Origin of the sequence: Arthrobacter sp. 24S4-2 (assembly GCF_005280255.1) — a bacterium.
In the GTDB taxonomy this organism is placed as follows: Bacteria; Actinomycetota; Actinomycetes; order Actinomycetales; family Micrococcaceae; genus Arthrobacter.
The window spans coordinates 1,918,497-1,944,224 of the sequence record NZ_CP040018.1; the positions used below are offsets into that span (position 1 = coordinate 1,918,497).

At 65.0% G+C, this 25,728-nt stretch carries 19 protein-coding genes and 3 pseudogenes; 21 read left to right on the plus strand and 1 reads right to left on the minus strand.

What is annotated here, in order from left to right; genetic code table 11:
- Positions 1 to 34: 34 nt before the first annotated feature.
- From rsmH to dnaE, 20 genes and pseudogenes are all read left to right on the plus strand, one after another.
- The gene (gene rsmH, locus FCN77_RS08790) at positions 35 to 1,033 is read left to right on the plus strand and encodes a 16S rRNA (cytosine(1402)-N(4))-methyltransferase RsmH (protein ID WP_137321965.1); all 999 of its coding nucleotides are present in this window, start codon (positions 35 to 37) and stop codon (positions 1,031 to 1,033) included.
- Positions 1,030 to 1,680 carry a hypothetical protein gene (locus FCN77_RS08795; protein ID WP_137321966.1) on the plus strand — a complete coding sequence of 217 codons (651 nt, stop codon included), beginning with the start codon at positions 1,030 to 1,032 and terminating at the stop codon, positions 1,678 to 1,680. The genes rsmH and FCN77_RS08795 overlap by 4 nt, the downstream gene beginning before the upstream one ends.
- Before the next feature lie 43 nt (positions 1,681 to 1,723).
- A complete protein-coding gene (locus tag FCN77_RS08800) occupies positions 1,724 to 3,526 on the plus strand; it encodes a penicillin-binding protein 2 (protein WP_137321967.1) in 1,803 nt (600 codons plus the stop codon).
- Positions 3,527 to 3,603: 77 nt separating this feature from the next.
- Positions 3,604 to 5,256 carry a UDP-N-acetylmuramoyl-L-alanyl-D-glutamate--2,6-diaminopimelate ligase gene (locus FCN77_RS08805; RefSeq protein WP_137321968.1) on the plus strand — a complete coding sequence of 551 codons (1,653 nt, stop codon included), beginning with the start codon at positions 3,604 to 3,606 and terminating at the stop codon, positions 5,254 to 5,256.
- Between the two features lie 6 nt (positions 5,257 to 5,262).
- Positions 5,263 to 6,755: pseudogene (gene murF / locus FCN77_RS08810) on the plus strand (UDP-N-acetylmuramoyl-tripeptide--D-alanyl-D-alanine ligase).
- Positions 6,752 to 7,861 (plus strand): phospho-N-acetylmuramoyl-pentapeptide-transferase, encoded by a 1,110-nt coding sequence (gene mraY, locus FCN77_RS08815; protein WP_137321969.1) that lies wholly within the window; start codon positions 6,752 to 6,754, stop codon positions 7,859 to 7,861. Before murF ends, mraY begins: the two are co-directional and overlap by 4 nt.
- Positions 7,843 to 9,444 carry a UDP-N-acetylmuramoyl-L-alanine--D-glutamate ligase gene (gene murD / locus FCN77_RS08820; protein WP_254678908.1) on the plus strand — a complete coding sequence of 534 codons (1,602 nt, stop codon included), beginning with the start codon at positions 7,843 to 7,845 and terminating at the stop codon, positions 9,442 to 9,444. Before mraY ends, murD begins: the two co-directional genes overlap by 19 nt.
- Before the next feature lie 2 nt (positions 9,445 to 9,446).
- Positions 9,447 to 10,856, plus strand: a complete 1,410-nt coding sequence (gene ftsW, locus FCN77_RS08825) for a putative lipid II flippase FtsW (protein WP_137321970.1) — start codon at positions 9,447 to 9,449, stop codon at positions 10,854 to 10,856.
- A 6-nt stretch (positions 10,857 to 10,862) separates the two neighbouring features.
- Entirely contained in the window at positions 10,863 to 11,963 is a 1,101-nt protein-coding gene (gene murG / locus FCN77_RS08830; RefSeq protein ID WP_137321971.1) for an undecaprenyldiphospho-muramoylpentapeptide beta-N-acetylglucosaminyltransferase, read from the plus strand.
- Complete coding sequence (gene murC / locus FCN77_RS08835; protein ID WP_137321972.1) at positions 11,960 to 13,363, plus strand: UDP-N-acetylmuramate--L-alanine ligase; 1,404 nt, start codon at positions 11,960 to 11,962, stop codon at positions 13,361 to 13,363. Before murG ends, murC begins: the two co-directional genes overlap by 4 nt.
- Positions 13,356 to 14,234, plus strand: coding sequence for an FtsQ-type POTRA domain-containing protein (locus tag FCN77_RS08840; protein WP_137321973.1), 879 nt, complete (start codon positions 13,356 to 13,358; stop codon positions 14,232 to 14,234). The genes murC and FCN77_RS08840 overlap by 8 nt, the downstream gene beginning before the upstream one ends.
- A 274-nt stretch (positions 14,235 to 14,508) precedes the next feature.
- Positions 14,509 to 15,731: pseudogene (ftsZ, locus tag FCN77_RS08845) on the plus strand (cell division protein FtsZ).
- A 46-nt stretch (positions 15,732 to 15,777) separates the two neighbouring features.
- Positions 15,778 to 16,482, plus strand: a complete 705-nt coding sequence (locus FCN77_RS08850) for a polyphenol oxidase family protein (RefSeq protein ID WP_137321974.1) — start codon at positions 15,778 to 15,780, stop codon at positions 16,480 to 16,482.
- Positions 16,475 to 17,221 (plus strand): YggS family pyridoxal phosphate-dependent enzyme, encoded by a 747-nt coding sequence (locus FCN77_RS08855; protein WP_137321975.1) that lies wholly within the window; start codon positions 16,475 to 16,477, stop codon positions 17,219 to 17,221. Before FCN77_RS08850 ends, FCN77_RS08855 begins: the two co-directional genes overlap by 8 nt.
- 88 nt (positions 17,222 to 17,309) lie before the next feature.
- On the plus strand, positions 17,310 to 17,840 hold the full coding sequence (locus tag FCN77_RS08860; protein ID WP_137321976.1) for a cell division protein SepF: 531 nt from the start codon (positions 17,310 to 17,312) through the stop codon (positions 17,838 to 17,840).
- Positions 17,841 to 17,958: 118 nt separating this feature from the next.
- Positions 17,959 to 18,246 (plus strand): YggT family protein, encoded by a 288-nt coding sequence (locus tag FCN77_RS08865; RefSeq protein ID WP_137321977.1) that lies wholly within the window; start codon positions 17,959 to 17,961, stop codon positions 18,244 to 18,246.
- Between the two features lie 173 nt (positions 18,247 to 18,419).
- Positions 18,420 to 19,118: a DivIVA domain-containing protein gene (locus FCN77_RS08870; RefSeq protein ID WP_137321978.1), complete on the plus strand. Its 699-nt coding sequence runs from the start codon at positions 18,420 to 18,422 to the stop codon at positions 19,116 to 19,118.
- A gap of 133 nt (positions 19,119 to 19,251) precedes the next feature.
- Positions 19,252 to 19,818, plus strand: a complete 567-nt coding sequence (gene lspA, locus FCN77_RS08875) for a signal peptidase II (RefSeq protein ID WP_137321979.1) — start codon at positions 19,252 to 19,254, stop codon at positions 19,816 to 19,818.
- Entirely contained in the window at positions 19,811 to 20,737 is a 927-nt protein-coding gene (locus tag FCN77_RS08880) for an RluA family pseudouridine synthase (RefSeq protein WP_137321980.1), read from the plus strand. The genes lspA and FCN77_RS08880 overlap by 8 nt, the downstream gene beginning before the upstream one ends.
- Before the next feature lie 36 nt (positions 20,738 to 20,773).
- Positions 20,774 to 24,330, plus strand: a pseudogene (dnaE, locus tag FCN77_RS08885) (DNA polymerase III subunit alpha).
- Between the two features lie 88 nt (positions 24,331 to 24,418).
- On the opposite strand, the gene FCN77_RS08890 reads toward dnaE, so the two are convergent.
- Entirely contained in the window at positions 24,419 to 24,919 is a 501-nt protein-coding gene (locus FCN77_RS08890; RefSeq protein WP_137321981.1) for a flavin reductase family protein, read from the minus strand.
- A gap of 139 nt (positions 24,920 to 25,058) precedes the next feature.
- On the opposite strand from FCN77_RS08890, the gene FCN77_RS08895 reads away from it, so the two are divergent.
- Positions 25,059 to 25,697, plus strand: a complete 639-nt coding sequence (locus FCN77_RS08895; protein ID WP_137321982.1) for a hypothetical protein — start codon at positions 25,059 to 25,061, stop codon at positions 25,695 to 25,697.
- The last annotated feature ends 31 nt before the right edge of the window (positions 25,698 to 25,728 follow it).

A 25,728-nucleotide genomic window follows, 5' to 3' on the forward strand; every position in this document is an offset into this window, starting at 1 on the left:
CAAAACAGTACAAACGGCACGAAAGGACGAAGGTATGAGCGATCCCAACCAGCCAAAACCCACGTCCGAACGCCATGTACCGGTCCTCAAAGACCGGTGCATCAATTTGTTGGCTCCTGGAATCGAGGCTGCCCGGCAGCGCGGTGACCGTCCGGTGGTCATCGACGCCACGCTGGGAATGGGCGGACACTCCGAAGCCCTTCTCCAGCGCTTCCCGGACCTTCACCTGATCGGCATCGACCGTGACGAAGAAGCCCTGGCCCTTGCCGGTGAGCGACTGAAGCCCTTCGAGGACCGCACTGACCTGGTCCACGCGGTCTACGACGAAATCGCCGACGTGCTCCGTAGCGTTGGCGTCACGGAAGTCCACGGAGTCCTGATGGACCTGGGCGTATCCTCCCTTCAGCTCGACGAGCGTGAACGCGGCTTTGCCTATTCCTTCGATGCACCCCTGGACATGCGGATGGACACCAGCCGCGGGCAGACTGCCGCGGACGTCGTCAACAACTACAGCGAAGAAGACCTCGTGCGGATTATCCGCAAGTGGGGGGAAGAGAAGTTCGCCGGCCGGATAGCCAACCGGATCGTTGCCGCCCGCGCGGCCAAGCCCTTCACCACCACCGGCGAGCTGGTGGACACCATCCGCGCCGTCGTCCCGGCCGGGGCGGCAAAAACCGGCGGCCACCCGGCGAAGCGGACCTTCCAGGCGCTGCGGATCGAAGTCAACGAGGAACTTGATGTGCTGGAGCGCGCGGTCCCCGCGGCCGTCAGCGCCGTTGCCATGGGAGGCCGTGTTGTGGTCATGTCCTACCACTCGCTGGAGGACAAGATCGTCAAGAAGGTGTTCCAGGCCGGCTCGAAGTCGTCCGCACCCTTGGGCTTCCCGGTGGAACTCGAAGAGCACAAGCCGGAGCTGAAAACCCTGACGAAGGGCACCGAGGTGCCCACCGCCGACGAAATCGCCGAGAACCCACGTGCAGCGTCCGCCAGGTTGCGCGCAGTTGAACGAATCAGAGCCAGGAGGGCCGCATGAGCACCGCCGCTGCCAAGAACTTCCCAGTCGTGTCCGGCACGGCGGCCCGTGCCCTCACGGGGCTCAAACCGTCCGGCGGATCAGAACGGAAGCTCCGCACGCCGTTGTCGGTGGTCCGCTCGGCCCCCCGCAAGCGCCGCGCGCCGTTCGTGGTGCTGTGCTTTGGCCTCCTGGCTGTGGCACTGATGGCGGTCCTGGTCCTGAACATCTCCGTTTCCACGGCCCAGTACCAGCTGGTGCAGCTGCGGAGTGACCAGTCAACGCTCACCAAGCAGAACCAGGATCTGACACAGCAGGTTCAGAACTTCGATGCTCCCCAGAACCTGGCAGCCAAGGCCACAGAATTGGGAATGGTAGCTTCCACCGGGAAGGGCCAGATCGATCTGTCCACGTTGACTGTCAGCGGAAACCCCAAGCCTGCGGTCAAGGGTGACAAACCCGGCGCGGTCATCGCAGCCCCGGCTGTCGCCGGACAGCTTGCCGTGGTTCCGCCGGCCACCACCAAGGAGCCGCTGGCGGTCCGCAAGCCGGCTGAAACCCCCGCTCCGGCGGCTCCGGCGGCACCGGCCGCCGCAGCCCCGGCACGGGCGGCGGACCTGCACGGCGGATCCGTACCGGCTCCGCGGCAGAAGACGCCGGGGCAGTAACAGACAGGACTGACCACCAGATCGCAAGCAGCAAGGAATCATCGTGGCGCAGAGCACGGGCAAGAAGACAAAAGCAAAAGTGCCAAACGCCACCAGGAGGCTCCGCCTCGGCCTGGGCATGATGCTTGCATTGCTCCTTGTGGTCGGCGGCAAGCTGTTTATGGTCCAGGGCCTGGACATGGGGGGCATGGCTGAGGCCGCCCTGAACAACCGGCTGACTCCCATTGAACTGCCCGCAGAACGCGGAAGCATCCTGGATGCCAACGGAACCGTGCTTGCCAACAGCGTCATCCGCTACAACGTCGTGGTGGACCAGCGCGTCAACACCAAGACCGAGTCATTCAAACGGCTGGAAACCACCGGTGACAAGGAACAACTGGTCACGGTTTCGCGGGACGAGGGAATCCAGCAACTTGCCGCACTCCTCGGCCAGGACTCCCAGGATGTCAAGGAAGCCCTGACCGGCGAGAAGCCGTACTACATCGTGGCAAAGGACCTCAAGCCTGACATGGAGGACCGGATCTCCAAGCTGCAGATCCCGGGCATCGTTACGGTGGGCACCAGCAAGCGCGTCTACCCGAACGGCTCCGTGGCCGGTGGAATCGTTGGCTTCCTGCAGGACGGGACAAGCGGCCAGGCCGGTTTGGAGCAGACGCAGGATGAAGTCCTCAAAGGAACGCCCGGCAAACGGGTTTTCGAGATAGGTGCCGACGGCCTGCGCATCCCCGTGGGCGTGGATGAGCTGACGCCCGCAGTCAACGGCAAGGACATCCGGCTCACGCTCAACTCGGATCTCCAGTATTTTGCCCAGCAGGCCATCCAGAGCCAGACGGACAAGCTGAGTGCCGAGTGGGGCGTCATCATTGTCCAGGACATCAAGACCGGCAATATTGTCGCCATGGCGGACACCAACGCCCCGGACCCCAACGACCCCGGCAAGGTCGCAGCCAAGGACCGTGGCGTTCGTTCGGTGACCGCCGCGTACGAACCGGGCTCGGTGGAGAAGATGATCACGGCCGCTTCAGTCATCCAAGAGGGCAAGTCCAGCCCGCTGGACCATTTCACTATCCCGCCATCCCTTGTGGTGGACGGCCAGGTGTTCACGGACTCGTTCGACCACGGCACAGAGGAGCGGACACTCGCGGGAATCCTTGGCTGGTCCATGAACACCGGAACGGTCATGGCGGGTTCGCGCCTTACCAAGGAACAGCGCCATGACTGGCTGCAGAGGTTTGGCATTGGCGAAGCACCTGACATCGGGCTGCCCGCCGAGACCAGCGGCATCCTCACTCCGGCTGACCAATGGGACGGTCGCCAGGAGTACACAGTCCTCTTCGGACAGGGCGTGTCGCAGTCCACCCTGCAGACAGTCCGTGCCTACCAGTCGATTGCCAACGACGGCGTGATGCTCCAGCCCCGCCTGATTGACAGCTACATCAACCCGGACGGAACCGAGGAGAAGGTTCCCGCCAAGGACAGCCGGCAAGTCGTTTCCAAGGAGACAGCGAAGCAGGTGCGGGACATTCTTGAGAGCGCCGTGACCGAAGGCCAGATCAAGGACGCAGCCATTGACGGCTACCGGGTGGGCGCCAAGACCGGAACATCCGAATCCCCGTGCGACGACGGCAAGTCCGGATACTGCGGGTACACGGCGTCGATGGTGGGAATGGCGCCGATGGACGATCCGCGGTTTATTGTTGAGGTGGTCCTGCAGCGCCCCAAGGGCAGCATTTACGGAATTACCAACGGTCCGGTGTTCCGCTCGGTGATGAGCCAGGTTCTGCGGACTTACAACGTTCCGCCATCAACGGGCGAGCCGGCAAGGCTGCCCCAGTACGTCAAGTAGCACGTCCACAACATCGCACGCATCAGGGGATCTTCCCCTACGCCCGGTGTGATCCACTAGCACCAACGGAGATCCACTTGTCAGAGCACCATGCCCCAAGCAGTACCGACACAACGAGCGGCGATAATCCCGGTTCCGGGTTCCGGCCGACAGCCGTCGCCGCAGTGCCCCTCGGCACCATCGGCGACTTTGCCGGCGTCGTTGTTCCCGGGGCATCGGCCGCCATTTCGGTCACCGGCATCTCCCTGAATTCGCGGACGGTGCAGCCCGGCGACCTGTACGTGGCGCTGCCCGGCGCCACCAGGCACGGGGCTGACTTTGTGTCCCAGGCCATCACGGCCGGTGCGGTAGCAGTGGCGACGGACGACGACGGCGCGCGCCTGCTTGCGCTGTCAGCAGACACTTCGGTGCCGGTACTGGTGCTTGACGAACCCCGGGCCGCAGTAGGCGGCCTCGCAGCGCTGATATACCGGAGCCGTCCCGAAGGCAGCTCCACGCCTGCCCTGTTCGGCGTCACCGGCACGAACGGCAAGACCACCACCACCTACTTCATCAACGCGCTGCTGCAGGCGCTGGGCCGCAGGACAGGGCTGATCGGCACCATCGAGATCCTGGCCGGCGGCGAGCCGATCCCCAGCCTGCTGACGACGCCCGAGTCGACGGACATTCACGCCTTGCTGGCCCTTATGCGCGAACGTGGCCTGGACGCGGCGTCGATGGAAGTTTCCTCGCACGCGGTGTCCTTCCACCGGGTGGATGGCGTTCAGTTCGACGTCGCCGGTTTTACCAACCTGACCCAGGACCACCTGGACCTGCACGGCACCATGGACGAGTATTTCCAGACCAAAGCGGAGCTTTTCACGCCCCACCGCGCCAAGTCCGCCGTGATCACCGTGGACGATGAATGGGGCCGCCGCCTGGCCGCGGCCGCAGTCATCCCGGTCACCACCCTGGCCACGGCCGAACCAAACGACCCGGCAGGGTCCGCTGCTGACTGGACAGTGGCTGCCACGGCACCGCGGGGGCTCGGTACCGAGTTCATGCTCCGGCACCGCGACGGCACTGAGCTGCGTGTGCACACGGGCCTGCCCGGCAGCTTCAACGTCTCCAATGCGGCCCTGGCAACCGTCATGGTGCTGGCCAGCGGAGTGGACCCTGCAGCCTTGCAGGCGGCCTTGGACGCGGCCGATCCGTTCACCGTTGCGGTGCCGGGACGCATGCAGCTGGTGTCCACGGCCCCCGCCGCCGTCGTCGACTTTGCCCACAACCCGGATGCCCTCCAGCGTGCGCTGGAAGCCGTGCGCTCACCGCAGCCGGGTTCCAGGGTGATCGTGGTCTTCGGCGCCACCGGACAGCGCGACCAGGGCAAGCGCCCCGCGATGGGGGCTATCGCGGCACGGCTGGCGGACGTGGTCATCGTCAGTGACGACGACCCCCACGACGAGGACGCCTCGGCCATCCGCGCCGACGTGCTGGCCGGTGCCATCGAAGCGAAGGAATCGGCTGGCCTCGGCTGCACGATCCTCGAGTCGTACCCCCGCGATGCCGCCATCCGGCAGGCCGTGGACATGGCCGGCCCGCAGGACACGATCCTAGTGGCAGGGCGGGGCCACGAAGTCTGGCAGGAGGTCAACGGCGTCAACCTGGCGTTGGATGACCGGGTGGAGCTCCGAGAGGCCTTGACAGCCCGCGGATTCACCGTTCTGCAAGACGAGCGGATAGAGTCCTAGACCGAGATGATTGCATTTACTGCGGCGGAAATTGCCGAACTTACAGACGGCCGCCTTGTGGCCGATCCGACCATCACACCACTTTCCGTGGTCACCGACTCAAGGGAAGCCACTGAGGGTTCCCTCTACGTGGCCAAGCCGGGCGAGTCGGCTGACGGCCACGACTTCCTTCAGGCAGCCTTTGACCGCGGCGCAGTTCTTGCCCTCGTGGAACGTGAAGTAGCGGATGACTCCGGGCAGCACTACCCGGCCATAGTGGTGACGGACGCCGTCCTTGCCATGGGGGCGCTGGCAGCCGAATCCGTCCGCCGGATCCGTGCCCGCCGTGAGGCCGAGGGGTCCGCGTTTACCGTCATCGGCATCACCGGGTCAGCCGGAAAGACCACCACCAAGGACCTGCTTGCCGGGATCCTGTCCGCCGAGGGCAACACCGTCTCGCCGCAGGGTTCCTACAACGGTGAGGTGGGAGTTCCGCTGACCGTCTTCAAGGCCGGATTCGATACCAGGTACCTGGTGATCGAGATGGGCGCCACCGGCGTCGGGCATATCCGCTACCTTGCAGACATGGTCCAGCCCCGGATCGGGGTTGTCCTGGGCGTCGGAACTGCGCATGCCGGTGAATTCGGCGGCGTGGACAACATCGCCGTCGCCAAGGGCGAGCTGATCGAGGCCCTCCCCGGGAGCGGCACCGCAGTGCTCAACCTCGATGACGGCCGCGTGGCCGCCATGCGAAGCCGGACAACTGCCAAGGTCCTTGGATTCTCCGCCCTGGAGGGGAGCCACGGTTCCGCCGCAGAGGTTCGCGCCGTCAACGTGGAAACGAACCCGGGCGGAAACCCGGAGTTCGAACTTGTCCTTCCCGGCGAGGCCGGCAGCCACCACGTGCGCAGCCGCCTCATCGGTGGCCACCATGTGACCAACCTGTTGGCCGCGGCCGGTGCGGCGTTCGCCGCCGGCGTCCCCGGCGAGCGGATCGCGGCGTCGCTCAGCGCACAGTCCGCCGCAAGCCGCTGGCGGATGGAACGCACGGAACGGCCGGACGGCGTCACCATCATCAACGATGCCTACAACGCCAACCCGGAATCGATGCGGGCCGCCCTGCGGACCCTTGCCGACCTCGGCCAAGGCCGCCGGACGTGGGCAGTCCTTGGGGCCATGCTGGAACTGGGGCCCGAGTCCATCCGGGAGCACACCGCCGTGGGCACCCAGGTGGTCAGGCTCAACATCTCACGGCTGGTGGTCGTCGGCCGCGAAGCCCGCTCGCTCTACGTCTCCGCCGTCAACGAAGGCTCCTGGGGGACGAATGCGTCTTCACGGAGTCCGCCGAGGAGGCGTTCGAACTCCTCCAAAAAGAGCTGGAACCCGGCGACCTGGTCCTCTTCAAGTCCTCCAACAGCGTCGGGCTGAGGCATTTAGGGGATCGGATAGCATTACCTCCACAAACCCGAGCAACCGCCAATGCCCGAGCAACCGCCAATGAAGGGAGCGAGACGCTGTGATCGCACTGCTGATCGGCGCTGGACTGGCCCTGCTGTTTGCATTGGTGGGAACCCCGTTGTTTATCCGCCTGCTGGTCCGGAAAAGCTACGGCCAATTCATCCGGGACGACGGCCCGACGTCCCACCACACCAAGCGCGGCACACCGACCATGGGTGGCACTGTCGTGGTATTTGCGGTGTTGCTGAGCTATGCGCTCACCCACCTCATCATGTGGATGATGAATCCACGGTCGCCCGGGCCGTCCGCCTCTGCCCTCCTGCTGCTGTTCCTGATGGTGGGCATGGGACTCGTGGGATTCCTGGACGACTTCATCAAGATCTCCAAACAGCGAAGCCTCGGCCTGGACGCCAAGGCCAAGTTGATCCTCCAGGCCGCGGTGGGCATTATCTTCGCTGTCCTGGCACTGAACTTTCCCAACGCCGACGGTGTCACGCCGGCGTCCACGCAGATCTCCCTGGTCCGGGACATCCCGTGGCTGAACCTTGCCTTCGGCGGAACCGTCCTGGGTGCCATTCTCTTCGTGCTCTGGTCCAACCTGATTGTCACCGCGGCCACAAATGGAGTGAACCTGACGGACGGCCTGGACGGCCTTGCTGCCGGAGCCTCGGTCATGGTGTTCGGCGCGTATACGCTGATGGGGATCTGGCAGAGCAACCAGGCCTGCGGTTCCCCGCGGCAGGCGGGCGGCGGCTGCTACTCAGTCCGGGATCCCCTGGACCTTGCCCTCCTTGCCGCGATCCTGAGTGCAGCGCTGGTGGGCTTCCTCTGGTGGAACACGTCACCGGCGAAGATCTTTATGGGCGACACCGGGTCGCTGGCCATCGGCGGCGCCGTCGCCGGTTTTGCGATCCTTTCCCGCACCGAGCTGCTGCTCGCCTTCATTGGCGGCCTCTTCGTCCTCATCACCCTCTCGGTGATTATCCAGGTGGGCTACTTCAAGATCACCAAGGGCAAGCGGTTCTTCAAGATGGCCCCGCTCCAGCACCACTTCGAACTCAAGGGCTGGGCGGAAGTCACCGTGGTGGTCCGGTTCTGGATCCTCGGTGGCCTCTTCGTCGCCGCAGGTCTTGGCATCTTCTACGCTGAATGGGTGGTCCTGCTGTGAGTAGCCCTATTCCTACGCCGCTGGCAACGTCCCCGCGGCTCGAGAACCTCGTCAGCTGGGACTCCGACTGGAGCGGGCTGCGGGTGGTCGTCACCGGCATCGGTGTGTCCGGTTTCGCCGCGGCAGACACCCTGATCGAACTTGGGGCCCGGGTTGTAGTGGTGGACGCCGCCACCAGTACGAAGGCGAAGGCGCAGGCTGACACGCTGAAGATTGTCGGTGCCGTGGACGTCCTCCTGGGCGAGGACGCCGTGCACGCGATACCCAAGATCGACGGCCAGAAACCGGAACTCATCGTCACCTCCCCGGGCTGGCGCCCGGACCAGGCCCTGCTGGCCGCGGCTGCCAGGGCCCACATCCCCGTCTGGGGCGATGTGGAGCTCGCCTGGCGCGTGCGCGAACGGGAGGGCCGGAAAACCGCCGACTGGCTGACCATCACCGGAACAAACGGGAAGACCACAACCGTGGGCCTGGCCGAATCCATGCTGCAGGCCGCCGGGCTCAAGGCGATCGCCGTCGGGAACGTGGGAACACCCATCCTCGATGCCCTCCGGGATCCGGTGGAGTACGACGTACTCGCGGTGGAGCTGTCCAGCTTCCAGCTGCACTGGAGCCACTCCATTTCGCCGGTCGCCAGCGTATGCCTCAATGTTGCCGAAGACCACGTGGACTGGCACGGCTCCTACGCCTCCTACCTGGCCGACAAGGCCAAGGTCTACGGAAACACCCGGACGGCGTGCATCTACAACGCCGAGCAGATCGAAACTGAACGCATGGTGGAGGACGCAGACGTCGTGGAAGGGTGCCGCGCCGTCGGGTTCACCACGCTTACTCCGGCGATCAGCATGGTCGGTGTGGTCGAAGGGCTCCTGGTGGACCGCGCCTTCATCGCCGAACGCAAGGACAGCGCGGCCGAGCTGGCGGCGATCCCGGACCTTGGACCGGTGGCACCGCGCCACATGGTGGCGAACGCCCTCGCGGCGGCAGCGCTGGTCCGGGCCTACGGCGTGGAGCCGCAGGCGGTGCGCCAGGGACTGAAGAACTACATTCCGGGGGAGCACCGCATCCAGCTCGTGGCCCGCCACAATGATGTGCTCTGGATCAACGACTCCAAGGCGACCAACCCGCACGCCGCAGCGGCGTCGCTGGCGGCCTTCACCAACGTCATCTGGATCGCCGGCGGCCTCTCCAAGGGCGTCAGCTACGACCAGCTCGTCCAGGAACAGGCACCCCGGCTCAAGGCCGTCGTCCTGATCGGTGCTGACACAACTGCGTTGTCCGACGCCCTCAAGCGACACGCACCGGATGTCCCCGTGATCGGGCGTTCGAAGAGCCACACTGAAAACGTGCAGTCTGCCGAAACGGGTGATGCCGGCGCAGTGCCCTCACCGATTTACGGGGAAACTGTGATGGCCCAGGCCGTTGCCTCGGCGGCGCAGCTGGCCTCCCCGGGGGACACTGTGCTGATGGCCCCGGCGGCTGCTTCCATGGATCAGTTCTCTTCCTACGCTCACCGTGGCGACGCCTTCATCGAAGCTGTCCGCGGGCTCGTGGAAGGGCAGGCTCAGACCGGCGAGGAGTAACAATGGTCAGCACGCCCACACGTGCCCCGGCTGCCAGGCAGCCAGGCCCGACGCCCCCGCAGGCGGGAAAAACGGCCCGGCCCAACAGACAGACACCCAAGGGGCAAACGTCCCGGCCACAGGCGTCCAGGGGACAAACGTCCAAGGCCCCGGCAGCGGGCCAGGCAGGACGGGTACCGCCCGCCGCCAGGCTGCGTGCCTCGTACCGGACGTTTTGGTCAAAGCTGGAGGGGACAGGGACTTCCCGCAACGGTTCCACCTACTACCTCATTCTCGGTTCCACGCTGGCGCTCACGGCGATCGGCATCATGATGGTCCTTTCGGCGTCCAGCGTCGAGGCGATTGCCGCAGGCGAGTCGCCCTACACAGCCGCACTCAAGCAGGGCATGTTCGCCGCCATCGGTGTCTTCCTGATGTTCGTGCTCTCCCGGGTCAATGTAGTCTGGCTCAAGCGCCTGGCCTGGCCCGGAATCGCGGGGGCGTATGTTCTCCTCGTGCTGGTGCTCCTGATCGGTACGAGCACCAACGGCAACAGGAACTGGATTGACATCGGCGGCATCACCTTCCAGCCCTCGGAAGCGGCGAAGCTGGCCCTCGCGCTCTGGATGGCCACGGTCCTTGCCGTGAAGGCAAAACTGCTTCACCGCTGGCAACACGTTGTGGTGCCGGTCCTTCCCATCGCCGGCGGCATCATCGGCCTGGTCCTGGCCGGCAACGACCTCGGCACAGGCATGATCATCATGATGATCATGGCGGCAGCGCTTTTTTTTGCCGGCGTCCCGCTATACATGTTCGGCATCGCGGCCCTTGCTGCGCTGGGCGGGGCAGGCTTGATGGCCGTCACCAGCTCCAACCGCATGTGCCGGATCACGTCCTGGTGGACCGGCAATTCGTGCGGCGAGGGAATCGACGCCAACTACCAGTCAACCAACGGCCTCTACGGGCTGGCCTCGGGCGGCTGGCTTGGCGTGGGGTTGGGCCAAAGCCGGCAAAAATACAGCTGGATCCCCGAAGCGCACAACGACTTCATCTTCGCGATCATCGGCGAGGAGCTCGGCCTGGTGGGCACCGTCGTCGTCCTCATTCTTTTCGCCATCCTCGGCGCCGCAATCTACCGGGTTGTCGTCGCCCAGGAGGACATGTTCCACCGGGTCCTGGCCGGCACCATCATGGTGTGGCTGCTGGGCCAGGCCACCGTCAACATGTCAGTGGTCACGGGACTCGTGCCCGTCATTGGCGTGCCACTGCCTTTCATCTCCTATGGCGGCTCGGCACTGCTCATGTCGTTGTGTGCCATCGGCGTAGTGTTGTCGTTGGCGCGGGCACAGATGGCGCCGAGCGTCCAGCCAAAACGGCTGCTCAAGTTCCGCACCAAAGGCGGACGCCCCCACCCCACACGAAAGCGTAAATAGCACTTAATGAATGCCGAGTCTTTGTCAGTAGTCCTTGCCGGCGGCGGAACAGCGGGGCATATCAGCCCCCTCCTGGCCATAGCCGACGCCGTCCGGGAAGTGCGTCCGGACGTGCGCCTCCTGGCCGTGGGCACGCCGAACGGAATGGAGACCAGGCTTGTCCCGGCGGCAGGCCTTGAGCTTGCCACCATCAGCCGTGTGCCGTTTCCGCGCAAGCCGTCCCTGGACCTGGTGCGGCTCCCCGGCCGCCTTGCCGCCGCTGTGAGGCAGGCCGGAAAGATCCTGGACGACGCCAAGGCGGACGTCCTGGTGGGAGTCGGCGGGTACGTCTGCACGCCGCTGTACCTCGCCGCCCGGCGCCGGAAGATCCCCATCGTCATCCACGAGGCCAACACACGTGCCGGCCTGGCCAACAAAGTGGGTGCCCGGTTCAGCCGACACGTTGCGGTGGCATTCGCAGGCACCAAGCTGCGCGGCGCCCGGCACGTCGGAATGCCTATGCGCAAGGAAATTTCCGGGCTCGACAGGAAATCAGCCCGGTATGCCGCACGGGAGCTTCTCGGGCTGGACCAGGACAGGCCGGCGCTGATCGTCACCGGCGGCTCGTCCGGTGCGCAGAGCATCAACCGGACCATCGCTGAATCCCTCGATGCCTTGTCGCAGGCGGGCATCCAGACGCTGCACATCACCGGACGGGGAAAGACTGTCCTGGACGTCGACGGCAAGCCCCTGGCCGCGGACGGCTACCGCCAGGTGGAATACGTCGACGCTATGGAAAACATCTATGCCGCCGCCGACCTGCTCCTGGGCCGTGCCGGGGCCGCCACCGTCTGTGAAACCGCCGCCGTCGGCGTCCCGGCGGTATTCGTTCCGCTCCCCATCGGCAACGGCGAACAGGCACTGAACGCCGCCGGCCCGGTGGCGGTGGGAGGCGCCCTGATCGTGGAGGACAGTTCGTTCACCCCCGAATGGGTCAGCCGGGAGATCATCCCGTTGCTGTCCGATCCGGCCCGGCTGGCGAAGATGGCAGCGAGTTCCGAAGCCCTTGGTATCCGAAACGCCGATCGCCGAATGGCTGATCTTGTCCTGGAAGCGGTAGGCCAATGACCACAACCACAGCGGGCCCCGGGACCCGGAGCCTGGAATCCCTGGGCCGTGTCCACTTCATCGGCATTGGCGGTGTCGGCATGTCAGCCGTCGCCCGGATCATGGTGGCCAGGGGTGTCCCGGTGACAGGCTCCGACGCCAAGGACCTGCCTGTCATGGCTGACCTGGCTGCCGCCGGAGCCGGTATTTCCGTGGGCTATTCGGCCGGTAACCTCGGAACCGCCCAGACGGTGGTGGCCGGTTCTGCCATCCGGGCGGACAATCCTGAGCTGGCGGCCGCCCGCGCGGCCGGGCTCCCCATCCTCCACCGCTCGGAAGCGCTTGCCGCCACAATGGCGCAGGACCGGGTGGTCACCGTCGCCGGTACGCACGGGAAATCCACCACCACCTCCATGATCGCGGTGCTCCTGCGGGGCGCCGGCCTGGACCCTTCCTTCGCCATCGGCGCGAATGTCCCCGCCCTCGGTGTCAATGCAGCCAGCGGAACCTCCAAGGTCTTCGTAGCAGAGGCTGACGAATCGGACGGATCGTTCCTCAACTACCGCCCGCATATTGCCGTGGTGACGAACGTTGAACCCGACCATCTTGACTACTACGGCACTGCCGACGCCGTGTACGCATCGTTCGACCGGTTCACGGAGCTCCTTCCGGCCGACGGCGTCCTGGTAGCCTGCGCGGACGACGCCGGTGCCCTTGCGCTGGCCGGGCGCACCGCCGCCCGCGGCAACACCAGGGTGGTCCTCTACGGCACCGCCGGTGACGCGCAGCTTCGGCTGCACGACGGCGGACCCGGTGACGTCTGGGTGGACACCCCCGCGGGACGATACGCGCTGCAGCTCCAGGTTCCCGGCCGCCACAATGCCCTCAACGCGGCCGCGGCATTCGCTGTGGCGCTGGAACTGGGCGTCGCCCCCGAAGCCGCGTCCGGTGCCCTTTCCCATTTCTCCGGAGCGTCACGGCGGTTCGAGTTCAAGGGCGAGGGACGCGGCGTCCGGGTGTACGACGACTATGCCCACCACCCCACGGAAGTCCGGGCGGCCCTGGCCGCAGCCCGGTCCGTGGCAGGCAATCAGAAGGTGCACGTGCTCTTCCAGCCGCACCTGTTCTCCCGCACCCGTGAGTTTGCCGGCGAATTTGCCGAAGCACTCAACACCGCGGACACCGCCCTGGTCCTGGACATCTATCCGGCGCGCGAAGATCCTATCCCCGGGGTGAGCAGCAAACTCATTGGGGACCACCTGTCCTCCGGCGGACGGCTTGTGTCCGCCGCCGACGCAGTCCGCGCCATCGTGGCCGAAGCTGCGCCGGGGGACATCGTGCTCACCGCCGGCGCAGGCGACGTCACTGCCTACGGTCCCCTGATTGTCGAGGCCCTGGCGGCTGGGGCGCCCGGTGGCTAGCACCCGGCGCCCTACGTACAAGACCGGGGGCAGCGGCCCTTCGGCAAAGGCGAAGACCGAGGCAGGCGCGGGGCGCCACGACGTGATTTCGGCATCCAAGGCCGCACCTTCCGCTGAGGGTGGCTCCGCTGCTGCCCCCGGCACCCCCGACAATGTGCTGTCCTTTCCGGAGCCCAAAGGGAAACGGATCAGGCGCAACATTATCGTCGCTGCGAGCATCGTCGCGGCCATCGTTGCCGGCCTGCTGGTCGCAGCCGTGTACTCGCCCCTATTTGCCGTCCGGACTGTGGCTGTGGACGGCACCAGGATGCTGACGCCCGTGCAGGTCCAGGTTGCGCTCGAACCACTCCACGGGAAACCCCTGCCCCAGGTGAGCGACGACGACGTCAGGAAGCTCCTGGAGCCGCTTGTCCAGGTCAAGGCGGTGACCTCGGAGGCGCGGCCGCCGTCAGTCCTGGTGGTCCACGTGCAGGAACGTACACCGGTGGCCCTCGTGAAGCAGGGCGAAGTGTTCCAGCTGGTGGACGTCGACGGCGTTCAGCTGGGCACCACCCAGGATCCGGCCAGCGTCCAACTGCCGGTGATCGACGGCGGGGCCGGGGTGATCGGTAAGGACCTCTTCAAGGCCATCACCGCTGTGCTCGCAGCGCTGCCTGCGGATGTCCTCGCCAAGCTGTCCGATGCATCTGCAAAGTCCGTTGACGCCGTCGAACTGAAGCTCGTGGACGGACAGACGATTGTCTGGGGAAACGCAGGGGAGAAGGAGCTGAAAGCGAAGGTGCTCTCCGCCCTGCTGAAGGCGCCTGCGAACCCCAAAAACCCCGTGCAGATCTACGATGTCAGCGTGCCGCGGCATCCCGTGACACGATAGGGGACGAAGTCCTGGGACCAGCACCGGGCAGACATTCCGGCAGGCCGTCGCAACCGCAGGCCGGCGGACGCATTCCAAGGCAATATCGGGTCTATTTAGCGGGTATTCCTACGACACGCGGAGCCGGTCATTGAATGTCTCAGGCATAGGAAATAGCGTCACAGGCATGAGTTACTTGACATAACTATAACCCTCAAGTCGAAGGTTAAGGTTAGAAGTTTCAAGCACGACTCCATCAGTTTTCGCAATAGGACACGAACAAGGGACACGTAACGTGGCAGCTCCGCAGAATTACTTGGCCGTCATCAAGGTCGTCGGCATCGGCGGCGGCGGCGTGAACGCAGTCAACCGCATGATCGAGGTCGGTCTTCGCGGCGTCGAATTCATCGCAATCAACACCGATGCCCAGGCCCTTCTGATGAGTGACGCGGACGTCAAACTTGACGTCGGACGCGAGCTGACCCGGGGTCTTGGTGCAGGCGCGAACCCCGAGGTTGGCAAGCAGGCGGCCGAGGACCACGCCGACGAGATCGAAGAGGTCATTCGCGGCGCTGACATGGTCTTCGTCACCGCCGGAGAAGGCGGCGGCACCGGCACCGGCGGTGCGCCTGTCGTGGCCCGCATTGCACGCTCCCTCGGCGCCCTGACCATCGGTGTCGTCACCCGCCCGTTCACCTTCGAGGGCCGCCGTCGTGCCGGATCCGCCGAGGCGGGCATCGACGCCCTCCGCGACGAAGTCGACACCCTGATCGTGATCCCCAATGACCGACTGCTGTCCATCAGCGACCGCAACGTCTCGGTCCTGGACGCCTTCCGCTCCGCCGACCAGGTCCTGCTGTCCGGTGTCCAGGGCATCACTGACCTGATCACCACCCCGGGCCTGATCAACCTTGACTTCGCCGACGTCAAGTCCGTGATGCAGGGTGCCGGTTCGGCGCTGATGGGCATCGGCTCGGCACGTGGAGAGGACCGGGCCGTCAAGGCCGCGGAACTCGCCATTGCCTCGCCGCTGCTGGAGGCTTCGATCGACGGCGCCCACGGCGTCCTGCTGTCCATCCAGGGCGGCTCGGACCTCGGCCTCTTCGAGATCAACGAGGCCGCCCGCCTTGTCCAGGAAGTTGCCCACCCGGAAGCCAACATCATCTTCGGCGCCGTAATCGACGACGCCCTCGGCGACGAGGCCCGCGTCACCGTGATCGCCGCCGGTTTCGATGACGTCAAGGCGACGTCGCCGTCCATGGACCAGTCGCAGCCGCAGGCCGCCCCCCAGCGTCCGGCCGCACCCGTCTCGGCTCCTGCCCCGCGCAGGCGCCGGCGCAGCACGTCCAGCCCGTGCACGCCGGCATCGGGGCGTCGGGCCTGAGCAACTGGGGCCAGCAGCGTCCCTCTGCCGTCCCGGCGGACTCCGGCTTCGACGTCGACCTTCCGTCCGTTGTGGAGCCGGACCTGTCCGGCTCCCGCTCGGACGACCTGGACGTTCCCGACTTCCTGAAGTAAGGATCGGCTGGACAGGTTGTCCGCAGGTCAGTTAGCGGTGTTTTGATTGTTTTGGTGGCGAAACGAAGTCCGGCCCGGCGTCTGGGTGGCATTCACCGACGCCGGAGCCGGAAACCTCGCCCTCCATGTGGGCGACGATCCGGTTGCAGTGCTTCGCCGGCGGGAAGTGCTCGAAGCGGAAGTTGGCCTGGCAGCAGGCAGCTTCCAGTACATGAACCAGGTACACGGTAATGCCGTAGCCCTTGTCGGTGCCGCGGCTGGAGACCCGGCCGCCGGGCCGACGGCAGACGCCATGGTGTCCGCCGGGCGTCCGCTGGCCGTTATGGTCGCCGACTGCGTCCCCGTTGTCCTGGCCGGTGAGACAGCAGCCGGCCGGCCGGTGCTGGGTGTGGCTCATGCGGGGCGGCCCGGCATTGCCGCCGGCGTCATCCCCGCAGCGCTGGCGCGGATGCGTTCGGAGGGCGCAGTGGACATCCGGGCGTGGATCGGGCCGTCGATCTGCGGCTCCTGCTATGAGGTTCCGGAGGCAATGCGGACCCAGGTTGCCCAAGCTGTGCCGGTCACGTGGTCAACAACATCGTGGGGCACTCCGGGCCTTGACCTTCCGGCCGGGGCAAGAAGCCAACTGGAGGCCGGGGGTGCCGCCGTGGAATACTCGGGCGGGTGCACCCTCGAAAACGAACCTCTGTTCTCCTACCGCCGCAACACCAGCACCGGCCGGTTTGCGGGGCTGGTGTGGACCGATGAGTGAGAGCCCTGGACCGCACGCCGCGGAAGACCCGCGCTTCCTCGAAATCCGGGATCGCCTTGCCGTGGTCCGGCGTCGGATCGCTGATGCCTGCGAGGCGGCGGGCCGGCAAAACAACCCTCCGCAGCTGATCGTGGTCTCCAAGTTCCACCCGGCAGATGACGTGCGGAGGCTGGCTGCCCTTGGCGTCACGGACGTGGGGGAGAACAGGGACCAGGAAGCGTCGGAAAAAGCTGCCAAGCTGGGCGCGCTGGGGCTCCGCTGGCACTTTGTCGGCCAGCTGCAGAGCAACAAGGCAAAATCCGTCGTGCGCTACGCCCACGCCATCCATTCTGTGGACCGGCCCCAGCTGGCATCAGCCCTTGCCCGGGCTGTGGCCGCGGAACAGGAAAGGACCGGCCGGAGCCCGCTGGAATGCTTCATCCAAGTGAGTCTGGACGACGACGCCGGCAGTCATCGGGGCGGTGCAAGCCGGCTGGATGTCCCGGCACTGGCGGAGCAGCTGGCCGGATCACCCGGCCTCGTCCTTGCCGGCCTGATGGCTGTTGCGCCGCTCGGCGCTGATCCGGTTGCATCGTTCGAAAGATTGGCTGATATTTCGGTGCAGTTGCGCCAGGATCATCCGTCCGCGTCGGCGATTTCCGCCGGAATGAGCCAGGACCTCGAAGCGGCCGTCAGGGCCGGTGCGACACACCTGCGAATTGGCTCGGATATTCTGGGTTCGCGTCCTGCGTTGCGGTAGCGTCAAAGCATTGGAAGAGAATGGCGGGGATTCCAATGCTGTCAAGTCAACTCAGCGGCCCGCTTACGGACACGATTAGGAGTCGACCATGGCCGGCGCTCTGCGCAAGACAATGATCTATCTTGGGCTCGCCGATGGCGATGAACACTACGAGTCTGAGCACCACACTCCGCACAAAGACGAGGACGATTCAATGGAGCATGACCGCGAGGAACGCCGGGCACCGGCGCCCGTCCGCGAGGTCGTCCGGGAATCTCCACACGCCGCCGAAGAGGAATATCGCGCACCAGTGACACCTATCAAGCGCGCGGCCTCGAGCCGCGAAGAGACCACCGGGCTCCGCCAGATCACCACGATCCACCCGCGGTCCTACAACGACGCCAAGCTGATCGGCGAAAGCTTCCGTGACGGCATCCCCGTCATCATGAACGTCACCGACATGGGGGAGGCCGACGCCAAGCGCCTGGTCGACTTCTCGGCGGGACTTGTGTTTGGGCTGCGCGGCAGCATCGAGCGCGTCACGAACAAGGTGTTCCTGCTCTCGCCGTCGTACGTTGAGGTCATCGGTGACGACAAAAAGGCCAGCGAGACCCAGGCCAGCTTCTTCAACCAGAGCTAGCGCGGGCCTCACCACAGATGCCAGGCAGGACACCTGTCTGGCATCTGTGCTGAAATAGATAAGAACGTCGACAGGACACTGCGGTATCCGGAATGAACATGGAGATATGAGTTAACTCATGGGAATTGTTTTCGGACTTGTCTATATCGCTTTATTATTCGTTTTTGTGGCATTGATCATCCGTTTGGTCTTCGATTGGGTGCAGATGTTTGCACGTGAGTGGAGGCCTAGGGGAGCCGCCCTGGTGGCGGCGCACACTGTCTATTCCGTCACAGATCCGCCCCTGAAGGTGCTCAGGCGGCTGATCCCGCCCCTGCGGCTTGGCGGGATTTCGCTGGACCTGGGGTTTTTGCTGTTCTTCATCGCTATCAGCGTGGCTATGGCAATCGTCCGGAATTTCGCGTAATTTTCGTAACAGCTTGCGGTGCGGTAACAGGACGGGAAACCGGCCTCCCGGCATCGCGAAGAAACTCCGGTTTGACACCTCAGTGTTGAATTAGAGGAACCAGACCATATTTAGGTACCGTAGTTTTGACGGCCGGAAGGCCTACTGACTAACTAGACCAACGAGGTGACCAGATGGCTTTGACGCCAGAAGACGTTGTCAACAAGCGCTTTCAGCCGACCAAGTTCCGCGAAGGCTACGACCAGGACGAAGTTGACGACTTCCTGGACGAAATCGTCGTCGAACTGCGCCGCCTGAACCAGGAGAACGACGAGCTACGCAAGAAGCTTGCCGAGAGCGGCTCAGGTACGCCTGCCAGCTCCGCAGCGGCGGCGCCGGTAGTGGAGAAGGTCCCCGCGCCGGTCAAGGCCGAGAAGGACGATTCCCGCGCCAAGGCCGAGGCTGAGGCCAAGGCCGCTGAGGCGAAGAAGAAGAGCGCCGAACCGGCTACTGCCGTTGCGGCTGTTCCGGCCCCTGCCTCCGCTGCCGCGGTCAACCCGACTGCCGAGTCGGCTGCCGGCCTGCTCGCCATGGCGCAGCAGATGCACGACAAGCACGTTGCCGACGGCCAGCAGCAGAAGGACAAGATCATCGCCGAGGCGCAGATCGAAGCCAGCAGCCTGGTCAACGATGCGCAGGAGAAGTCCCGTAAGATCCTCGGCGCACTTGAACAGCAGCGCTCCGTCCTGGAACGCAAGGTTGAGCAGCTTCGCGGCTTTGAGCGTGACTACCGTTCACGCCTCAAGGCCTACATCGAAGGTCAGCTCCGCGACCTGGATGCCCGCGGCTCCGTGGCAGCTCCTGAGGTTACTGACGGCAGCCCCGCCGTTTAGCAAGTATTCTGAAAGCCGGTGGCTGAGGACTCCTCGGTCACCGGCTTTTGCCATTAAGCGCTGCAGCCACGACCAACGGCAGCTACGAACAACCTCCGTCCGGCCCCCGGGCCGGCTCCCGAATGAAAGCTTTATGACTGACGAAACAGCACCTGCCCCAGCGCAGCCAACACCGACACAGGCCCGGCCGCGGAAGGTGGTTCTTTTCTCGCTCTTCGCGGGCTTTGCTGTTTTCGCCTACATCTTCGACCAGCTGACCAAACTGTGGGTCACAAGCACCATGGTGGAGGGCGAACGGATCCCGGTGCTGCCGCCGCTGCTGCACTGGTATTACATCCGCAACTCTGGGGCGGCGTTTTCCATCGGCGAAAACGTCACGTGGATCTTCACCATCATCATGGCTGTCGTTTCAATCGCCATTCTCTTCCAGCTGCGCAAACTCGGTTCGGCGTGGTGGGCACTTGCCCTGGGACTGCTTCTCGGCGGGGCGCTGGGAAACCTCACGGACCGGCTGTTCCGCGAGCCGTCATTTGCCATGGGCCATGTGGTGGACTTCATCCAGCTGCCCAATTTCGCAATTTTCAACATCGCCGATTCGGCCGTTGTGTCCGCCGTCGTGATTATCTGCCTGCTCACCCTCCGGGGCATCTCCCTGGATGGCTCACGGATCCAGAAACACGTGGAGGAATCCGGTGCCTGAGAAACTCACCGTTCCCGAGGAGCTCGCCGGCACCCGCGTGGATGCGGGGCTTGCCCGGCTAATGGGAATATCCCGGTCGCAGGCGGCAACGCTGATCGCCGAAGGCAATGTCAGCTCGGGAGGCAAGGCCGTGGGCAAGTCGCTGAAGCTCGTCTCCGGCGTCGTGCTGGAGGTTGTGGTCCCCGAACGTCGGGACGCCCTGGAAGTCGTGGAGGAAGTTGTGGAAGGCCTTAAGGTACTGCTGGACGACGAGGACTTCGTAGTCATCGACAAGCCAGTGGGTGTGGCCGCGCACCCCTCTCCGGGCTGGGTGGGACCCACCGTGGTGGGCGGCCTGGCAGGCCTCGGCTACCGGATTTCGACCTCGGGAGCCCCTGAGCGGGCGGGCATCGTGCACCGACTCGACGTGGGTACCTCCGGGGCCATGGTGGTGGCGAAATCGGAAGAGGCCTACACAGCCCTCAAACGGGCCTTCAAGGAACGGACTGTCGACAAGGTGTACCACGCCGTGGTTCAGGGGCTGCCGGATCCCCTGGCGGGCACCATCGATGCGCCGATCGGCCGCCATCCGGGCCATGACTGGCGGTTCGCCGTCATCGAGGACGGCCGCGACTCCGTGACCCACTACGAGGTCCTCGAGGCGTTCGGCAAGGCATCGCTGGTGGAAGTGCACCTGGAGACCGGCCGGACCCACCAGATCCGCGTCCACTTTTCGGCCCTGCGCCACCCCTGCGCCGGAGACCTCACCTACGGTGCGGATCCGCGCCTCGCCGCGACGCTGGGCCTCACCCGCCAGTGGCTCCACGCCCGGCAGCTCGGGTTCGACCACCCACGGACGGGGGAGCGCGTCACCGTCACCAGCGACTACCCACAGGATCTCGCACAGGCACTGGAAATACTGGCCTCCGGGCAGGCCTGACTCCAGACTGTCGCCGGTCGGCACTAGAATGGTCCGGTGACTTCCAGCAACGACTCGTTTGTCCATCTCCACAACCACACCGAGTACTCGATGCTGGACGGCGCCGCCCGGCTCGGAGAGCTCTTCGATGAAACCGAGCGTCTGGGCATGCCGGCCCTGGCCACCACTGACCACGGCTATCTCTTCGGCGCCTTCGACTTCTGGAAGAGGGCCACGGACAAGGGCATCAGGCCCATCATCGGTGTCGAAGCCTATGTGACCCCGGGACCGCCCGCGGGGACAAGAGCCGGGTCCGCTGGGGCGAGGAAAACCAGCGCAAGGATGACGTCTCCGGCGGTGGCTCCTACACCCACATGACGCTTCTCAGCTACAACAACGTGGGCATGCGGAACCTGTTCCGCGCCTCGTCGATCGCCTCGTTGGACTCGGTCTTCGGCAAATGGCCCCGGCTGGACCGTGAGCTGCTGAACACCTACTCGGAAGGGCTCATCGCCACCACCGGCTGCCCGTCCGGTGAGGTCCAGACCCGGCTGCGGCTGGGCCAGTACCGCGAAGCGCTTGAGGCCGCCTCAGAGTTCCGCGACATCTTCGGCGCGGAGAACTACTTTTGCGAGCTCATGGACCACGGACTCGACATCGAGCGTCGTGTCACCGGCGACCTGCTGCGCCTGGCCAAGGAGCTCAACCTTCCGCTCGTTGCCACGAATGACCTGCACTACACGCACGAACACGACGCCAAGGCGCACGAGGCACTGCTGGCCATCCAGTCCGGATCGACCCTCCTGGAACCCACCTACGACAACGGCGGTTCGCGGTTCGCCTTCTCTGGCAGCGGCTACTACCTGAAGTCCCCGCAGGAAATGCGCGAATTGTTCCGCGACCACCCCGACGCGTGCGACAACACGCTGCTGATCGCCGAGCGCTGCGAAGTCTCGTTCAATACCGGCGCCAACTACATGCCCCGGTTCCCCTGCCCGGAGGGTGAGGACGAAACGTCCTGGCTGGTCAAGGAAGTCGACAAGGGACTCGAATACCGTTATCCCCAGGGCATCCCGGACAAGGTCCGCAAGCAGGCCGACTATGAGCTGGAGGTCATCACCTCCATGGGCTTCCCCGGCTACTTCCTGGTGGTGGCCGACTTCATCAACTGGGCCAAGAACAACGGCATCCGGGTAGGTCCCGGACGTGGTTCGGGTGCGGGCTCCATGGTGGCGTATGCCATGCGCATCACCGACCTTGATCCGCTCCACCACGGCCTGATCTTCGAGCGCTTCCTTAACCCGGACCGCGTCTCCATGCCCGACTTCGACGTCGACTTCGATGACCGGCGCCGTTCCGAAGTGATCGACTACGTCACGCGGAAGTACGGCGACGAACGTGTGGCGATGATCGTCACCTACGGCACCATCAAGACCAAGCAGGCGCTCAAGGACTCCTCGCGCGTTCTGGGCTACCCGTTCAGCATGGGCGAGCAGCTGACCAAGGCGCTGCCGCCTGCCGTGATGGCCAAGGACATTCCGCTGGCCGACATTCAGAACAAGGACGCGAAGCGATACAGCGAAGCCGGTGACTTCCGCCAACTGATCAGCACCGACCCCGAAGCCGCCAAGGTTTTCGAGACCGCTCTGGGCATCGAGGGCCTGAAGCGGCAGTGGGGCGTGCACGCCGCCGGCGTCATCATGTCCTCGGACCCCATCATCGACGTGATTCCGGTCATGCGCCGCTTCCAGGACGGCCAGGTCATCACCCAGTTCGACTATCCGACGTCCGAAGGCCTCGGCCTGATCAAGATGGACTTCCTCGGGCTGCGAAACCTGACGATCATTTCCGATGCCCTGGAAAACATCAAGATGAACCGCGGCATCGACCTCGACCTTGAAACCCTTGAACTGGATGACACGGCGTCCTACGAGCTGCTGGCCCGGGGTGACACGCTGGGCGTGTTCCAGCTCGACGGCGGCCCCATGCGGTCGCTGCTCAAGCTCATGAAGCCTGACAACTTCGAAGACATCTCCGCCGTGCTGGCCCTCTACCGGCCCGGCCCCATGGGCGCGAACGCGCACACCGACTACGCCTTGCGCAAGAACAAAATCCAGGAAGTCATCCCGATCCACCCGGAGCTTGAGGAACCGCTCTCCGAAATCCTCGGCGGAACGTACGGCCTGATCGTGTACCAGGAGCAGGTCATGGCCGTGGCGCAGAAGCTCGCCGGCTACACTCTGGGCCAGGCCGACATCCTGCGCCGGGCCATGGGCAAGAAGAAGAAATCGGAACTGGACAAGCAGTTCGCCGGGTTTTCCCAGGGCATGCAGGACAACGGCTACTCCATGGCCGCGGTCAAGACGCTCTGGGACATCCTGCTGCCGTTCTCCGACTACGCGTTCAACAAGGCGCACTCGGCCGCCTACGGCGTGATCTCCTACTGGACGGCTTACCTCAAGGCGCACTATGCACCGGAGTACATGGCAGCCCTGCTGACCAGCGTCGGCGACGACAAGGACAAGTCGGCAATCTACCTCAACGAATGCCGGCGGATGGGTATCACGGTGCTGCCGCCGGACGTCAATGAGTCAGCCCTGAACTTCACCCCTGTGGGCAACGACATCCGCTTCGGTATGGGCGCCATCCGCAACGTCGGCGTGAACGCCGTCGAAGCCATGGTGGCCGCGCGCGAAAAGGAGGGCGCCTACACGTCCTTCAAGGACTACCTCATGAAGGTCCCCGCGGTGGTCTGCAACAAGCGAACGATTGAATCCCTGATCAAAGCGGGCGCGTTCGACTCCCTGAACCACCACAGGCGTGCCCTGGCCATGATCCATGAGGAGGCCATCGACTCCGTCATCACGCTCAAGCGCAACGAGGCGATCGGCCAGTTCGACCTCTTTGCCGGTTTTGACGAAGCCGAATCCGAGGCGTCCCTGAGCATTGAGATCCCCGACCTTCCAGAGTGGGAGAAGAAGGACAAGCTCTCCTTCGAACGGGACATGCTGGGCCTTTACGTCTCGGACCACCCGCTCCAGGGACTTGAGGGGCTCCTGAGCCAGCATGCTGACCAGTCCATCACCTCGATCATCGCGGAGGACGGCCCGCACGACGGCGCCATCATCACCATTGCGGGCATGATCACCTCGCTGAGCCGGCGGATCGCGAAAGCCAGCGGCAACGCCTACGCCCGTGCGGAGATCGAAGACCTGGGCGGTTCCATGGAGGTCATGTTCTTCGGCCAGGTCTACGGGCCCATCGCGTCCGTGCTGGCCGAGGACCTGATCGTGGTGGTCAAGGGGCGGCTGCAGCGTCGCGACGACGGCGCCGTCACCCTGAACTGCATGGAACTCTCCGTTCCGGACCTCAGCGAGGGCCTGAACGGGCCCCTGGTCATCACCATGCAGACCCACAAGGCCACCGAGGCGGTTGTGACCGAGCTCGGCGACGTGCTGCGCACCCACCGCGGCAATTCGGAGGTCCGGCTGCACCTGCAGGGCGACACCCGGGTGGAGGTCATGGGGCTGCCCGTGCACCTGAGGGTCAACCCGAGCCCGTCACTCTTCGGCGACCTGAAGGTGCTGCTCGGGCCAACCTGCCTGGACGGCTAATGGCCCCTGGCCCGGGCACTGCAGTGATCTCCGGCACTGCAGTGGTCTCCGGCGCAGGGCGGGGCTTCGGCGCCGCCCTGGGGAGAGCCTAGATTTCGTAGTCGAGCGGGACGGGCTGGCCGTAGGAGCCTGAGTGGTACAGCAGCGGTGAGCCGTCCTCGCCGACCTGGCCTTCCACCACCTCCACCACTACCACGGCGTTGTTCTCGAACGAGAGGCGCATCTGGATCTTGCCGATCAGCCAGCCGGCCACATCCTTGAGGATTGGCACCTCGTGGGGTCCGAGTTCCCAGTGGTCGCCCTCGAAACGGTTCTTGGTCCGCGCGAACCGGTCGGCGAGTTCCTGGTTATCGAGCCCGAGCATGTGAACGCCGATGTGCGAAGTGTTGGCTATGGCCGGCCACGAGCTGGAACTGCGCGCCATGTTGAAGGTAAAGCGCGGCGGCTGCGCGGACAGCGACGCCACGGAAGTGGCGGTAAATCCGAAAGGCACGCCGTTGTAGTTCACAGTGATAATTGCCACGCCGGCCGCGTGCCGGCGGAACATCTCCTTGAACGTGCCTTCGAAGGCTGCGTTGTCTGAGGTCACTGTGATCTAACTCCCTGCTAAAACTGTTGTTGGTCTGGCGTTCCGCATGCCAGCGTATTCCCGCCCGGCCGTGCTCGTGACTTGTTTACCCGCAACGTCATTTGTTTAACGGCGGTGAACGTTTGTTAAGGTTTGTTTCATGACACAGCCAGCATCCGACCGCCCGGTTCCGCAGAATCCGAAGCATTCGGGGGATGCCGGCGGCACACCCGCCTATGCTGAACTTTACCGCCCTGAAGGGGATTCTGATGGCGCCGGCCGGGGCACCATGGCCGTCCGCGCCCGCAGTTCCGTGCCTGGCGTCCGGGACCGGGCGGGGTGGCAACGGTTTGCGGTCATTGCCGCGACGGGAATCCCGGTGGGTCTGGTGTGGTGGTTGCTGGCGCCCGGCGGCCTGAACCTGCTGACCGGCGATCCCGCCCTGGCCCGGGGCACCAATGCTGAAGGCTGGCTGCCAAGGGACCTGGTCCTGGCAGGGCTCTTCCTGCTGGCCGGCTGCCTCACCGGGTTCCTCCTCAACGGAAAGCGAAGCGGTTCTCCGGCCCCCGTCACCGTAGTCCTCGCCGTGGCCGCCGGCGCACTGGGAGCCTTGATTGCCTGGCAGGCGGGAGTGCTGGCAGGGCAGTGGTGGGGCGCACCGGAGGACACCGCACCGAACGCCAGCATCGCCTTTTCCCTTCGTTCCTTCGCCGTGCTGGCCATCTGGCCGGCAGCCGTGGCAATATCCGTCTTCGTGACCAGCCTGGTCAGCCTGCTCCGGAATCCGCCCGCACAGTAGGCGTCGGCAGACCTCCCCCGGTCCGTCTTAC